This is a genomic window from Salmonella sp. 2020_1459 (genome assembly GCF_043847915.1).
GTDB classification, from domain to species: domain Bacteria; phylum Pseudomonadota; class Gammaproteobacteria; order Enterobacterales; family Enterobacteriaceae; genus Salmonella; species Salmonella enterica.
The window spans coordinates 15161-29969 of record NZ_JBCMFA010000002.1; the positions used below are offsets into that span (position 1 = coordinate 15161).

The following is a 14809-nucleotide window of genomic DNA, read 5'->3' on the forward strand; positions in this document are numbered from 1 at the left end:
ACAGTGTCAGGGAGAACATGCCGTTGCGTTTAATCACATCAACTCATCAGCGTCTCATTTTTCCTCGTCCAAAAAAAAGAGGCCGGATTATCCGGCCTCCTGGGAAAAATGAGGTAAATGATTAGGCGTAACCGTAGCTCATCAAACGCTGGTAACGACGGTTTTTTAAATCATCGGTGCTTAACACATCGAGATCGGCTAAATCTTCCAGCAGCTGCGCTTTTAGCGATGCCGCCATCGCTTCCGGATTACGGTGCGCGCCGCCCAGCGGCTCCGGAATGATGGAATCGATTAGCTTCAGCTCTTTCAGACGCGGCGCGATGATGCCCATTGCTTCAGCAGCCAATGGCGCTTTGTCGGCGCTCTTCCACAAAATAGAGGCGCAACCTTCCGGGGAGATAACGGAATAGGTGCTGTATTGCAGCATATTCACTTTATCACCCACGCCAATCGCCAATGCGCCGCCGGAGCCGCCTTCGCCAATCACGGTGCAGATGACCGGTACGTTCAGACGAGACATCTCACGCAGGTTGCGGGCGATGGCTTCAGACTGACCACGCTCTTCCGCGCCCACGCCAGGGTAAGCGCCCGGGGTGTCGATGAAGGTGATAATCGGCATGTTGAAGCGTTCAGCCATTTCCATCAGGCGCAGCGCTTTGCGGTAGCCTTCCGGCGCTGGCATGCCAAAGTTACGACGAATTTTTTCTTTGGTTTCACGACCTTTCTGATGACCAATGATCATCACCGGTCGCCCTTCCAGACGCGCGATACCGCCGACGATGGCTTTGTCATCAGCATAGGCGCGATCGCCCGCCAGCTCATCAAACTCATCAAACGCCAGACGGACATAATCCAGGGTGTACGGACGCTGCGGATGGCGCGCCAGTTGGGCTACCTGCCATGCGCCGAGATCGGCGAAGATTTTGCGCGTCAGTTCTACGCTTTTTTCGCGCAGGCGATGGACTTCTTCATCGATATTAATATCCAGTTTCTCATCCTGGCGGCTTACCGCAGTCAGAGAATCGATTTTCGCTTCCAGCTCTGCTATCGGCTGTTCAAAATCAAGGAAATTCAGACTCATAGTATTCCTGTATTAGTCAAACTCCAGTTCCACCTGCTCCGAACCAATGAGGCCACGCAGATCGTTAAGTAAACGATCGCTCGGAGAGACACGCCACGTTGCGCCAAAACGCAGCCGCGCACGCGCATCCGCCCTCTGATAGTAGAGATGTACTGGAATGGTCCCCGAGCGGTGGGGTTCCAGAGACTGACGGAGTCGGTTTAAAAGCTGGTCATCAATTTGCCTGTCCGTCAGCGAGATAGCAAGCCCGCGAGCGTATTTTTCGCGAGCTTCGTCAATATCCATCACTTCGCGGGCGGTCATTTTAAGCCCCCCGCTGAAGTCATCAAAGCTGACCTGTCCGCTGACGATAAGTATGCGGTCTTTTTCCAGCAACTGCTGGTATTTATCCAGCGCGTCGGTAAATAACATCACTTCCAGACGCCCGGAACGGTCATCCAGCGTACAGATGCCGATACGATTGCCGCGCTTGGTGACCATAACCCTTGCGGCAATCACGAGCCCCGCAGCCGTGGTGACTTTACCACGTTCTGTCGGATGCATGTCTTTGAGCCTTACCCCGCCGACATAGCGCTCAATTTCTTTTAAATACTGATTGATAGGGTGGCCCGTCAGGTACAGCCCCAACGTTTCACGTTCCCCATCTAACACCACCTGCTCCGGCCACGGCTGGCAGCTGGCATAGGATTGCTCAATTTGTTCCGGCTCTTCCGCCAGTACGCCGAACATATCCGCCTGACCGATAGCTTCCGCTTTGGCGTGCTGGTCGGCGGCTTTCAGCGCATCGCCCAATGAGTTCATCAGCGCGGCGCGGTGCGGCCCCAGGCGGTCGAATGCCCCGGACATGATCAGCTTTTCCAGCACCCGGCGGTTGAGCTTTTTGGTGTCGGTCCGCGCGCACAGATCAAACAGCTCGCGGAAATAGCCGCCCTGATTACGCGCGTCGATGATCGCTTCGATCGGACCTTCGCCGACGCCTTTGATCGCGCCAATACCGTAGACGATCTCGCCCTCATCGTTAACGTGGAAATGGTACAATCCGGAGTTAATATCCGGCGGCAGAATTTTCAGTCCCATCCGCCAGCACTCGTCCACCAGGCCGACGACCTTCTCGGTGTTATCCATATCGGCGGTCATTACCGCCGCCATAAATTCAGCCGGATAGTGCGCCTTTAGCCATAGCGTCTGGTAAGAAACCAGCGCATAAGCGGCGGAGTGCGATTTGTTAAACCCGTAACCGGCGAATTTCTCCACCAGGTCAAAGATTTTCATCGCCAGTTCGCCGTCGATACCGTTCTTTTTCGCGCCCTCTTCAAAAACGGAACGCTGTTTGGCCATCTCCTCCGGCTTTTTCTTACCCATCGCACGACGCAGCATATCCGCGCCGCCGAGAGTATACCCGGAAAGTACCTGGGCAATCTGCATCACCTGTTCCTGATACAGAATGATGCCGTAGGTCGGCTCCAGTACCGGCTTCAGGCTTTCATGCTGCCACTGAACGTCCGGGTAAGAGAGTTCTTCACGACCGTGCTTACGGTCGATGAAGTTATCTACCATCCCTGACTGCAACGGGCCGGGACGGAACAGGGCCACCAGCGCGATCATATCTTCAAAGCAGTCCGGCTGCAGACGTTTGATTAGGTCTTTCATACCGCGCGATTCAAGCTGGAAGACCGCCGTGGTTTCCGAGCGTTGCAGCATGTCGAAGCTTTTCTTGTCATCCAGCGGAATGGCGGCGATATCCAGCGGCGGCTCGCCGTTTTTCTCGCGCCGCTTGTTGATCATCTCCAGCGCCCAGTTGATGATAGTCAGCGTACGCAAACCGAGGAAGTCGAACTTCACCAGCCCGGCATATTCCACGTCGCTTTTATCAAACTGGGTAACCGGATGCTTGCCCTCTTCATCGCAGTACAGCGGCGCAAAGTCGGTAATTTTGGTCGGCGCGATGACCACGCCGCCAGCGTGCTTACCGGCGTTACGCGTGACGCCTTCGAGCTTACGCGCCATATCGATCAGCGCTCTGACCTCTTCATCCGCCTCGTAAATTTCCGGTAGTTGCGGTTCCGCTTCAAAGGCTTTTGCCAGCGTCATGCCCGGATCGGGCGGCACCAGCTTCGAGATACGATCGACAAAACCGTACGGATGCCCCAGCACGCGGCCCACATCGCGGATAACGGCTTTCGCCGCCATCGTACCGAAGGTGATAATCTGCGATACCGCATCACGCCCGTACATGTCTGCGACGTGCTCAATCACCTGGTCGCGTTTCTCCATACAGAAGTCAACGTCGAAGTCAGGCATCGAGACACGTTCCGGGTTCAGGAAACGTTCGAACAGCAGGTCAAATTCCAGCGGATCAAGGTCGGTAATTTTCAGCGCGTAGGCCACCAGCGAACCAGCCCCGGAACCACGTCCCGGCCCTACCGGCACGCCGTTATCTTTTGACCACTGGATAAACTCCATCACGATGAGGAAGTAGCCAGGGAACCCCATCTGGTTGATAACCTGTAGTTCAATATCCAGACGCTCGTCATATTCCGGGCGACGCTTTTTGCGCTCTTCTTCGTCCGGAAACAGGAAAGCCAGACGCTCTTCCAGCCCCTCTTTCGCTTTTTTGACCAGATAATCTTCGGTGGTCATATCGCCGGTCGGGAACTGCGGCAGGAAATATTCACCCAGACGCACCGTTACGTTGCAGCGTTTGGCAATCTCCACCGTATTTTCCAGCGCCTCCGGAATATCGGAGAACAGCTCGCACATTTCTTCTTCACTGCGCATATACTGCTGCGGTGAATAATTGCGTGGACGTTTAGGATCGTCGAGCGTGAAACCGTCGTGGATCGCGACACGAATCTCATGGGCGTCAAAATCATCGCTTTCAAGGAAACGGACATCGTTTGTCGCGACAACCGGCAAACCACGTGCCTCAGCCAGTTCAACCGCAGCATGGAGATAAGTCTCTTCATCCTGTCTGCCGGTGCGGATCAGTTCCAGAAAGTAGCGATCGGGAAAATGCGTTTCATAGAAAGCAACGCACTCCTCCACCAGCGCCTGGTTGCCGCGTAGCAGACAGCGGCCTACGTCGCCCATGCGCCCGCCGGAAAGCAGGATCAAACCTTCTTTAAGCTCTACCAGCCAGTCGCGCTCGATAATCGGGCCTGCCGCGCCGTAGCCGCGCTGATACGCTTTCGAGATCAGCAACGTCAAGTTCTGGTATCCCGTATTATTCGCCGCCAGTACCGTCAGATGAGTCAGCTCATCTCCCAGCAGTTCGTTGTGAACGTTAAAGTCCGCCCCGACGATGGGTTTAATGCCCGCGCCATGACCCGCTCCGTAGAACTTCACCAGACCGCAGAGGTTGGTAAAATCGGTGATCGCCAGCGCAGGCATACCTAATGAGGCCGCCTTTTTCACCAGCGGCCCGGTCTTCGCCAGCCCATCGATCATAGAGTAGTCGCTGTGCACCCGCAGGTGAACGAAACGTGGTTCAGACATCTTCAGATTTCTCGATACAAGAATCAGGACACAAGTCCCAGAGCGCGTTTAACAGGCGCAAAACTGCGTCGGTGGTGCGCCGTCGCGCCATACTGGGCCAACTTTTCCAGATGAAAAGCGGTTGGATAGCCTTTGTGCTGCGCAAAGCCATACTGAGGAAAAACGATATCCAGCGCCGCCATTTCTGCGTCGCGGGTGACTTTCGCCAGAATAGACGCCGCGCTAATCTCCGCCACGCGGCTGTCGCCTTTCACCACGGCCATTGACGGCACAGGCAGTTCCGGACAGCGATTGCCGTCGATCAGCACATATTCTGGCGCAATATGCAGACCAGCGACAGCGCGCTGCATGGCGAGCATGGTGGCGTGCAAAATATTCAGCTCATCAATTTCATGCGCTTCCGCGCGTCCCAGACTCCAGCTTAACGCCTTTTCTTTAATCTCGTCATACAATGACAGACGACGCTTTTCAGACAATTTTTTGGAATCATTCAGACCGACGATCGGGCGAGCCGGATCGAGGATCACGGCGGCGGTCACTACGGCGCCCACCAGCGGGCCACGGCCCACTTCATCCACACCCGCCACTAAATGGGTGTGTGGATAAACAAATTCGATCATTGTGCTAACTCCAGGACGGCATCTGCCGCCTGCTCATCGGCATTACAGCGGATCTGCTGATGCAGTTCACGGAAGGTGTCGTGCATCGCATGGCTGGTTTTACCGTTCGCCAGTAGCGGCAACAGCGCTTCGGCGAGTTTTTGCGGTTCGCACTCTTCCTGCAACAGCTCTTTGACTAATTCTCTTCCCGCCAGCAGGTTAGGCAAAGACACATACTCCGTTTTCACCAGACGTTTCGCCAGCCAGAAAGTGAAGGGCTTCATACGATATCCCACGACCATCGGGCATTTTGCCAGCATACACTCCAGCGCCGCCGTACCCGAGGCCAGCAACGCCGCGTCGCTGGCGATCATCGCCTCGCGCGCCATGCCGTCCAGCAAATGAACGGCGAGATCCGGCGCAACCTCCGCTTTAATTTTTTCAAACTGCTCGCGGCGTTTCGCGTTCACCAGAGGCACTACCACTTCCAGATCGGGATAGCGCTGTCGCAGCAATTGTGCGGTTTTCAGGAAGTCGGCGCTGAGCATTTCCACTTCCGCGCCACGGCTGCCTGGCAGTAGCGCCAGACAATGGGCGTCATGCGGGATACCCAGCACGTCGCGCGCCGCATTTTTATCCGGGTCCAGCGGCATGGCATCCGCCATGGTGTGACCGATAAAGCGGCACGGGACGTTAAATTTATCGTAAAACGCTTTTTCGAAAGGCAGAAAAGCCAGCACCATATGGGTGGATCTGCCTATTTTGAAAACGCGTTTCTGTCGCCAGGCCCAAACGGACGGGCTGACATAATGAATGGTCTTAATCCCTTGTTTTTTCAGATTACCTTCGAGGGTAATATTGAAATCAGGGGCGTCAATCCCGACAAAGACATCGGGCTTGAGTTCGGTAAAACGGCGGGTCAGATCGGCGCGGATATGCAACAAACGGCGTAAACGTCCGAGCACTTCAACAATGCCCATGACCGCCAGCTCTTCCATTTCGTACCAGGCTTCACACCCTTCGGCCTGCATACGCGGCCCCGCAACGCCCACAAAGCGGGCGTTGGGTACGCGCGCTTTCAGCGCACGAATTAAGCCTGCACCAAGAATATCGCCGGACGTTTCACCGGCGACCAGGGCAATCGTTAAAGGACGCTGTGCCGCCATTAACGAATCGGACCGCGCGTTGAACGCTCAAAGAACTCGGTAAACGCCTTCACTTCCGGATGCTTTTCAGCAAGTTCAGCGATTTCCAGCTTCGCTTCGTCGAGCGTTTTACCACTGCGGTACAACAGTTTGTAGGCATTACGAATCGCCACCAGCCCTTCACGGCTAAAGCCGCGACGCTTCAGCCCTTCGATATTTACCCCGAACGGCGTCGCATGGTTACCCTGCGCAATCACATACGGAGGGACATCCTGCGCCACGCCGGAGCAGCCGCCGACCATCACATGCGCACCGATAATGCAGAATTGATGAACTGCCGTCATACCGCCGATGATCGCAAAATCATCGACTGATACATGCCCCGCCAGCGTGGCGTTGTTGGCGAGGATACAGCGATTACCTACCGTACAATCATGTGCGACATGCGCATTGATCATCAGCAGGTTATCGCTACCCACCTTCGTCAACCCACCGCCCTGCACTGTACCACGATGAATGGTGACGCTTTCGCGGATGCGGTTACGATCGCCAATTTCCACACGGGTCGGCTCACCCGCATATTTCAGATCCTGGTTCACTTCACCGATGGAGGCAAACTGATAAATCTCGTTGTCGCGGCCGATTTTGGTTTGACCATTCACGACCACATGAGACTTCAGTACGGTTCCCTCACCAATTTCGACCTGCGGCCCAACAATACAAAAGGGACCAATGTGGGCATTAGCGCCAATTACAGCGCCGTCTTCCACAATGGCGGTAGGATGAATAAAGGCGGATTTATCAATCACGAATCAGGCCTCCCGGCTACGAGCACACATCATGGTTGCTTCGCACACGACTTTACCGTCGACCAGCGCAACCCCTTTAAAGCGGGTCAGGCCACGGCGCGTTTTCTCGAAAGTGACTTCCATGATCATCTGATCGCCTGGCACCACCGGACGCTTAAAGCGCGCTTCATCAATACCCGCGAAATAATACAGTTCGCCAGGTTCCAGTTTACCAACGCTTTTAAACGCCAGAATACCGGTTGCCTGCGCCATCGCTTCCAGAATCAGCACGCCTGGCAAAATCGGTTTGCCCGGGAAGTGTCCCTGGAAAAACGGCTCGTTGACGGAGACATTTTTCACCGCACGCAGAAAACGACCTTCTTCAAAGTCCAGCACGCGATCGACCAGTAAAAACGGAAAACGGTGCGGCAGAAGCTCTAAAATCTCTTCAATCTGCAGAGTATGAGTGTTAGTAGTCAAAATACTCTTCCTGTCCAAATATACAAAAAGGCAATAATAACACGGCCTGCCGCAATCGTATGAATGTGACAGGCCGGAAAAGAATGGCAACTACAAGGCGGAACGTTAGTCTTGTTGATTAACCTTGCGCTCAATCGCTTTGAGACGCTTGCTCATATCATCAATGTTCATCACCAGTGCAGCAGTTTTACGCCATACTTTGTTGGGTTGCAGCGGAATGCCTGAGGAGTAGACGCCCGGTTCCGTGATGGGACGCATCACCATACCCATGCCAGTTACCGTGACTTTGTCGCATATTTCCATATGCCCATTGATCACGCTGGCGCCGCCAATCATGCAGTAACGGCCAATCTTCAGGCTACCCGCCATAATGACGCCACCGGCAACTGCCGTATTGTCGCCAATCACGACGTTATGTGCAATCTGGCACTGATTATCAATAATCACGCCATTGCCAATAACAGTATCATCCAACGCTCCACGGTCAATGGTGGTACAAGCGCCGATCTCGACACGATCGCCAATAATGACCCGGCCCAGTTGTGGGATCTTCACCCAGTTGCCACGATCGTTAGCGTAGCCAAAACCGTCCGCGCCGATCACCGTACTGGACTGGATCAGGCAATTCTCACCGATCTGAATGTCGTGGTAAATCGTTACGTTCGCCCACAAGCGTGAACCCGCCCCGATTTTGCTATTTTTTCCGACGAAACAGCCTGCGCCGATAACCACGTTATCGCCCAGTTGTACGCCAGATTCAATCACCGCATTCGCGCCGACTGAAACATTGCTACCCAGCGTTGCCGTCGCATCAATCACGGCGCTTGGCGCGATATTCTGCGCGGGCTGCGGCGTAGTATCTAAAATTTGCGCCATGCGCGCGTAGGTCAGGTAGGGATTTTTAACTACCAGCGCCGCGCTCTTAGCAAAAGGAAGATCGTCCTGCGTCATGACAACCGCAGAAGCCTGGCATAAACCTAAGTGTTCACGGTACTTAGGATTTACCATAAACGTAATGTGGCCTGTTGTTGCAGATTGCATGGACGCAACGCCGGTGATGACGATATCGCCATCACCGTGTAATTCTGCATCCAACTGTTCTGCTAAGTCAGCCAGTCGAATTGAAGGCATTACTTATTTAACCTGTTTCAGTACGTCAGCGGTGATGTCTTTCACATCGCTGCTGTTGTAAGCAACGGTGTTTGCGTCTACCACCAGATCGATACTCTGGTCGTTAGCCACTTTTTTCACCGCAGTCTGGATACGAGTCACCAGTTTGTTGCGTTCTTCGTTGGAACGACGAGCGCGATCTTTCTCAAAAGCCTGCGCTTTTTGCGCGAAAGTCTGGCGCTGAGACATCACGTCTTTTTCCAGCTTAGTACGATCGCTACCTGCTTTCATGGATTGCAGACGCTGCATTTTAGATTGCAGATCGGTTTCCATTTTTTGCAGTTCAGCCGCACGGCCTTTAAATTCATTTTCCAGTGTATTGGATACACCCGTCTTCTGCGCAACCTGTTGGAACAGATTACCCATGTTGACGATTGCAATTTTGTCAGCAGCCTGTGCGGACGTTACCATCGCCAAACCAAGACCTGCAGCTAATAACCACTTTTTCACAATAAACTCCTTACCATCCCATTTGCACCCGAAGGTACAGCTCTTTGCGTGGCCTGGCGATCCCTGGGGGCATCGCCAAAAGTCATCGCTACACTACCAATGCATTCCTTTGCAGTGAACAATTACCAGGTTTTACCAATGTTAAACTGGAACTGCTCGGCTTTGTCTCCATCGTACTTTTTAAACGGCTGGGCGTAGGAGAAGACCAACGGCCCCAATGGGGACATCCATTGTAATGCGATACCCGCGGACATACGGATGTTGCTCGGATCGCTGTAGTCCGGATAACCAGAATACTGGCTGGAATCCCAATTAGTATCCCAGACGGTCCCCATATCCCAGAAGAAAGAAGTACGGACCGAATTAGCATATTTCTCGCTGATAAACGGCGTCGGCGTGATAAATTCCAGGCTGGCGACCGCCATCGCGTTACCCCCTACCGCATCATCCGACTTACACATATCTTTTGCGCCGTCCTGCGTCGCGCAATCGTAGTCTTCATCAGCATCGTAATTTTTAGGGTTATAGGGATAATAGACCGCCTTAGGACCAATGGTATTGGACTGGAAGCCACGAACGGTACTGGAACCACCGGCATAGAAGTTCTCATAGAACGGCATTTCTTTACCGCCTAAACCATCGCCATAACCAAAGCGGGTACGGCCCAGAATGACCCACTTATGATCGTTATCGATCGGTACATAGGTCGCGGTATCCAACGTCGCTTTATAGTATTCGTTATCCGATCCCGGAATCGTCACCTTACCCGTCAGGTTGATACGCGTACCTTCCGTCGGGAAGTAACCACGGTCTAGTTTGTTGTAGGTCCAGCCGTAGTTAAAGGTGAAGTCATCAGTGCTAAAACTATTATCCTGATCATTAGTACTCGGATACTGACCCATTGATGCCAGATAACGCCACATTGCAACCTGCGGTTCCATATTGGACAGGGAGTTATGCACATACCCTAAACCAGCACGCAACGTGTTGTACTCGTTGATGGGGAAGCCAAGCGTCACATCCGTACCGTAACTCTTGTTGGTATAGTCGGATAGATCCGCGTCGTCCGCCTGGAAGTCGTTATAGAAGATACGACCACCGAGGCTCACGCCGTCAACGGTAAAGTATGGGTTAGTAACGGACAGTTCGCTGTAGGTCTGGTAGTCGTTTTTGGTGCCGTTAATCCCCACGGAATAACCGGTACCTAACCAGTTGTCCTGCTGAACGCCGGCCTGGAAGCTAACGCCGCTTTCTGTACCGTAACCGATACCGAAGTTAAAGCTACCGGTGTTGCGCTCTTTCACCTTGTACACCACATCAACCTGATCCGGGCTACCCGGAACGCGCTGCGTGTCGGTGTCGACGGTTTCAAAGAAGCCGAGACGGTTCAGACGCTCTTTCCCCTGGTCAACCAGGTCGCTGCCCAGCCACGCCCCTTCCATCTGGCGCATTTCACGGCGCAGAACGGAATCTTTTGAGGTGTCGTTGCCTTCAAAGCGGATCTTACGCACGTAGAAACGGTTGCCCGCATCGACGTTTACGCGCAGTTTTACGGTTTTGTCAGCATCGTTAATTTCAGGCTGTGACTGCACGCGCGGATAGGCGTAACCATAGCGACCCAGAAGCTTTTTGATGTCATCTTCCATTTTGGTCACTTTGGTGCCGTTATAGAGCTCGCCCGGTTCAATTTTCGTCAGGTTCTCAATTTCAGCGGAATGTCCGGCCAGGTTACCGCTCACCTGAACCCCGGAAAGCTTGTACTGATCGCCTTCGGTGATATTGACGGTGATGTAGATCCCTTTCTTATCCGGCGTCAGACTCACTTGCGTGGAGTCAATATTGAAACGCGCGTAGCCGCGATCCAGATAGTAGCTGCGCAAGGTTTCAAGGTCGCCCGCCAGCTTCTGTTTCTGGTATTTACGATCGCCGACGACGTTCCACCACGGCACTTCGTCACGCAACTGGAAATGAGAAATGAGTTCTTCGGTGCTAAAGGCATGGTTACCGACGATGTTGATCTGTTGGATCTTCGCCGATACGCCCTCCTGGAACACCAGTTTAAGATCAACACGGTTGCGCGGTAGCGGCGTGACGACCGCCTTAACGCTGGCGCTGTATTTACCTACGCTATAGTAAAAGTCTTCCAGACCTTTTTCGATATCAGACAACGTGGTGCGATCCAGAGACTCGCCAACACGTACGCCAGACGCTTCGAGGTTTTGCTTGAGCATGTCATCTTTCACCGACTTGTTCCCGGAGAAAGTGATGCTGGCAATGGTCGGACGTTCTTTTACCTGAACCAGAAGGGTATTACCATCGCGCAGGACGCGGACGTCCTCAAAGTTGCCGGTGGCGAACAGAGCGCGAATGGTGTTACTGATATCTTCATCATTAACCGTGTCGCCTGTGCGCACCGGCATACTGAGGAGAGCCGCACCAACGGCGACTCGCTGCAGGCCTTCGAAATGAATGTCCTTCACTACGAACCCTTCAGCACCGTATACGGTGGCGCTGCTGAACAGCAGCGACGCTATGAGCAACTTTTTCATCGCCATCGTTATTATGCGTTCTTCCTAACTAACTCTCTTACAACCGAGAGAAATCATTGAAAAGTGCAAGCCCCATTAACAACACCAGCAAAATCGAGCCAATGCGATAACTAAAGTCTTGAACCCGCTCGGATACCGGCCCGCCCTTAAGCTTTTCAATCGCCAGGAACAGCAGATGACCCCCGTCAAGAACGGGCAGCGGAAACAGGTTAATTATCCCTAAGTTCACGCTGATTAGCGCAAGGAACATCAGGTAATAAATCACCCCGAACTCCGCTGACATCCCAGCCCCCTGAGCGATAGAAATCGGCCCACTGAGGTTGTTCAGTTTCACATCACCGGTTATCAATTTACCCAGCATACTGACCGTCAGCTTCATCAACTGCCACGTCTTATCCGTGGCTTCGAGGATGGCGCTAAAAGGCCCATACTGGCGTATAGTCTTGTACTCTTCCGGCAGAGGAATAATTTTAGGCACCACGCCTGCAAACCCTTCCGCCTTTCCGTTAACCGATTTCGTATCCGGCGTTAACGTCAACGACAAGGCGCTCCCCTGCCTTTCAATCTCTAACGCTAACGGCTTACCGGGATTATCGCGTACAAACGTCACGAATTTCATCCACTGCGTTAACGGCTGACCATCGACTTTAACGATCCTGTCGCCCGCTTGCAAACCCGCTTTACTGGCTGCGGAATTCGCCTGCACTTCTGACAGTACCGGTTCAATCTGTGGCCCGCGGGGCCGAATCCCTAAAGAAGATACAGGATCTTGCTTATCAGGCTCAAATGCCCAGTGACGTAAATCAAGCGTTTTATCCTGCCGCTGGTCGCTACCAAACGGCGCGACGCTCACCGTCGTCTGCTGATCGCCAATTTTGGACACCAGTTGTAAACGCACGGCATCCCAATCAGGGGTTTCGATACCATCAACGGCTTTAAGTTCCGTACCAGGCGCAATTTGCGCCTGCGCAGCAATCGAGTTGGGCGTTATTTCGCCAATGACCGGACGAACGCCAGGGACGCCGATGATAAAGACCAGCCAGTAAGCAAAGATAGCAAAAATGAAGTTCGCAACCGGACCTGCGGCAATAATTGCGGCGCGCTGGCCCACCGTTTTGTTATTGAAGGCGTGACGACGCAATTCCGGCGCTACCGGTTCGGCGCGCTCATCCAGCATTTTGACGTAGCCGCCCAGCGGGATCAGGGCGATGACATACTCGGTGCCGTACCGATCGGTACGACGCCAGAGCGCTTTGCCAAAACCGATGGAAAAGCGCTCAACTCGCACACCGCAGCGCCGGGCAACCCAGAAATGACCAAATTCATGCACAGTGATCAGCACGCCCAGTGCGATGATGAATGCAGCCAGATTCCAGAGAATACTCAGCATAAAACCTTCCGTTAGAGCGTCCTGAACACCAGTAACAACAGGCAAGCAAAGACCGGTACGGCAGCCGTCAGGCTGTCAATTCGGTCCAGAATGCCGCCATGGCCTGGAATCAAGTGGCCGCTATCCTTAATTCCTGCTTCGCGCTTAAACATACTCTCGGTGAGGTCGCCCAGTACAGAAGCCAGAGCCGCCACCACAGAGCAAATCAGCAAGATAACAGGCGCAACATCCAGATTCGCCCACATACCGTAACCCCATGAGATCACGGCAGCTGTAGCAAGCCCGCCGATAAACCCTTGCCAGGTTTTACCCGGGGAAACCTTCGGCGCCAGCTTATGTTTGCCAAACAATTTACCAAACATATACGCGCCAGAGTCCGCTCCCCAGACCAGGATCATGACATAGAGTAGCCATATTGCGCCACTGTAATGATTCTCGTCATAGTGCCAGGCGCGCAGCGCCAGCATGCCCCAGAAAAATGGCACAATAGTTAACAAACCGAAAATGAGACGCAATGTTTTTGAGTTGCGCCAGATTGCCGCCGAACCGGGATAAAATAGCACCAGCAGTAGCGCGACAACCCACCATCCTAACGATGCCCAAAGCGACATCTCAACCAGCGGTTGACGAATGTTGTGATGATACTCAGGCAACAAAAATAGCATCAGCGCCAATAACAGACCACACAGCACCGCCAGCCAAACCCGCTGTGAACGCGCGGCGAAACCGCTTAACTGTCCCCATTCCCACGCGGCCAGCATACAGACAACCAGCGTAATAATGGCGAACCCCACCGGCGGCAATAAAAAAAGCGCAGCGATGACCGCGGGTATTAACACAAAAGCAGAAATCAGGCGATACTTCAGCAAAAGCAACCCCCATCAGGCTTTGTCATCACCAGGCTCGGTACCGCCGAAACGACGCTCTCGATTAGCAAAGGCATGCAGCGCACCTTCAAAGTCTTGTTCATCGAAATCGGGCCAAAGAACATCCGTAAAGTAAAGTTCGGCATAGGCAATTTGCCAAAGCAAAAAGTTACTAATGCGATGCTCTCCCCCAGTCCTAATTACTAAATCCACAGGCGCCAGCTCATTCATACAGATTTGCTGGCCTAGTCTCTCTTCATCAATCTGATCGGGGCGCAGCACTCCAGCCTGCACCTGTTCCGCCAGTTGTCGGACTCCCTGGACAATATCCCAACGTCCGCCGTAATTCGCAGCGATATTCAGCGTTAGACCCGTATTATGGGCGGTAAGCGCTTCTGATTTGCGAATACGTTCTTGTAAACGTGAGTTGAATCGACTGATATCGCCGATAATACGCAGGCGAACGTTATGGCGGTGCAGGCTTTTGACTTCGCTATCCAGCGCCCACACAAACAGCTCCATTAACGCGCTCACTTCCTGCGCCGGTCGGTTCCAGTTTTCACTACTAAAGGCATACAGCGTTAACGCATCAATACCGTTATTGGCAGCAAAAGAGACCGCTCGCCGGACGGACTTCGCCCCGGCTTTATGCCCAAAGGCCCGGATCTTCCCTTGCTTTTTCGCCCAGCGACCATTGCCATCCATAATTATTGCAACATGACGGCAGCCATGCGCTGGCAAATTTTCGCTTACTGGTTGAGTTGCAGACAACATAACGCGTTTTTTGTCCCTGAAA

12 protein-coding genes are annotated in these 14809 nt (G+C 53.4%); all 12 read right to left on the reverse strand.

Features of this window, described 5'->3' with window-relative positions:
- Positions 1–121 precede the first annotated feature (121 nt).
- The 12 genes from accA to ispU all read right to left on the reverse strand — a co-directional run bounded on the left by accA (position 122) and on the right by ispU (position 14787).
- On the reverse strand, positions 122–1081 hold the full coding sequence (gene accA, locus ACH0VJ_RS05100) for an acetyl-CoA carboxylase carboxyl transferase subunit alpha (protein ID WP_000055753.1): 960 nt from the start codon (positions 1079–1081) through the stop codon (positions 122–124).
- Between the two features lie 12 nt (positions 1082–1093).
- Positions 1094–4576: a DNA polymerase III subunit alpha gene (dnaE, locus tag ACH0VJ_RS05105; protein WP_001294835.1), complete on the reverse strand. Its 3483-nt coding sequence runs from the start codon at positions 4574–4576 to the stop codon at positions 1094–1096.
- A 23-nt stretch (positions 4577–4599) separates the two neighbouring features.
- Positions 4600–5196, reverse strand: coding sequence for a ribonuclease HII (gene rnhB, locus ACH0VJ_RS05110; RefSeq protein ID WP_000569412.1), 597 nt, complete (start codon positions 5194–5196; stop codon positions 4600–4602).
- Positions 5193–6341 carry a lipid-A-disaccharide synthase gene (lpxB, locus tag ACH0VJ_RS05115; RefSeq protein WP_000741216.1) on the reverse strand — a complete coding sequence of 383 codons (1149 nt, stop codon included), beginning with the start codon at positions 6339–6341 and terminating at the stop codon, positions 5193–5195. The genes rnhB and lpxB overlap by 4 nt, the downstream gene beginning before the upstream one ends.
- Positions 6341–7129, reverse strand: coding sequence for an acyl-ACP--UDP-N-acetylglucosamine O-acyltransferase (gene lpxA, locus ACH0VJ_RS05120; RefSeq protein ID WP_000565950.1), 789 nt, complete (start codon positions 7127–7129; stop codon positions 6341–6343). The genes lpxB and lpxA overlap by 1 nt, the downstream gene beginning before the upstream one ends.
- A 3-nt stretch (positions 7130–7132) precedes the next feature.
- Positions 7133–7588, reverse strand: coding sequence for a 3-hydroxyacyl-ACP dehydratase FabZ (fabZ, locus tag ACH0VJ_RS05125; protein WP_000210741.1), 456 nt, complete (start codon positions 7586–7588; stop codon positions 7133–7135).
- Between the two features lie 105 nt (positions 7589–7693).
- A complete protein-coding gene (gene lpxD / locus ACH0VJ_RS05130; protein ID WP_001139265.1) occupies positions 7694–8719 on the reverse strand; it encodes a UDP-3-O-(3-hydroxymyristoyl)glucosamine N-acyltransferase in 1026 nt (341 codons plus the stop codon).
- Between the two features lie 3 nt (positions 8720–8722).
- Positions 8723–9208: a molecular chaperone Skp gene (gene skp, locus ACH0VJ_RS05135; protein WP_000758966.1), complete on the reverse strand. Its 486-nt coding sequence runs from the start codon at positions 9206–9208 to the stop codon at positions 8723–8725.
- Between the two features lie 122 nt (positions 9209–9330).
- The gene (gene bamA, locus ACH0VJ_RS05140) at positions 9331–11763 is read right to left on the reverse strand and encodes an outer membrane protein assembly factor BamA (RefSeq protein ID WP_001240936.1); all 2433 of its coding nucleotides are present in this window, start codon (positions 11761–11763) and stop codon (positions 9331–9333) included.
- A gap of 31 nt (positions 11764–11794) precedes the next feature.
- Positions 11795–13147: a sigma E protease regulator RseP gene (gene rseP / locus ACH0VJ_RS05145; protein ID WP_000949017.1), complete on the reverse strand. Its 1353-nt coding sequence runs from the start codon at positions 13145–13147 to the stop codon at positions 11795–11797.
- Positions 13148–13158: 11 nt separating this feature from the next.
- Positions 13159–14016, reverse strand: a complete 858-nt coding sequence (gene cdsA, locus ACH0VJ_RS05150; RefSeq protein ID WP_000922421.1) for a phosphatidate cytidylyltransferase — start codon at positions 14014–14016, stop codon at positions 13159–13161.
- 12 nt (positions 14017–14028) lie between these two features.
- Positions 14029–14787 (reverse strand): (2E,6E)-farnesyl-diphosphate-specific ditrans,polycis-undecaprenyl-diphosphate synthase, encoded by a 759-nt coding sequence (gene ispU / locus ACH0VJ_RS05155; RefSeq protein ID WP_057526164.1) that lies wholly within the window; start codon positions 14785–14787, stop codon positions 14029–14031.
- Positions 14788–14809: the final 22 nt, after the last annotated feature.

Coding starts and splice junctions, on each gene's coding strand:
- accA (WP_000055753.1), bottom strand. CDS start 1,081: ATGAGTCTGAATTTCCTTGATTTTGAACAGCCGATAGCAGAGCTGGAA.
- dnaE (WP_001294835.1), bottom strand. CDS start 4,576: ATGTCTGAACCACGTTTCGTTCACCTGCGGGTGCACAGCGACTACTCT.
- rnhB (WP_000569412.1), bottom strand. CDS start 5,196: ATGATCGAATTTGTTTATCCACACACCCATTTAGTGGCGGGTGTGGAT.
- lpxB (WP_000741216.1), bottom strand. CDS start 6,341: ATGGCGGCACAGCGTCCTTTAACGATTGCCCTGGTCGCCGGTGAAACG.
- lpxD (WP_001139265.1), bottom strand. CDS start 8,719: ATGCCTTCAATTCGACTGGCTGACTTAGCAGAACAGTTGGATGCAGAA.
- bamA (WP_001240936.1), bottom strand. CDS start 11,763: ATGGCGATGAAAAAGTTGCTCATAGCGTCGCTGCTGTTCAGCAGCGCC.
- rseP (WP_000949017.1), bottom strand. CDS start 13,147: ATGCTGAGTATTCTCTGGAATCTGGCTGCATTCATCATCGCACTGGGC.
- ispU (WP_057526164.1), bottom strand. CDS start 14,787: ATGTTGTCTGCAACTCAACCAGTAAGCGAAAATTTGCCAGCGCATGGC.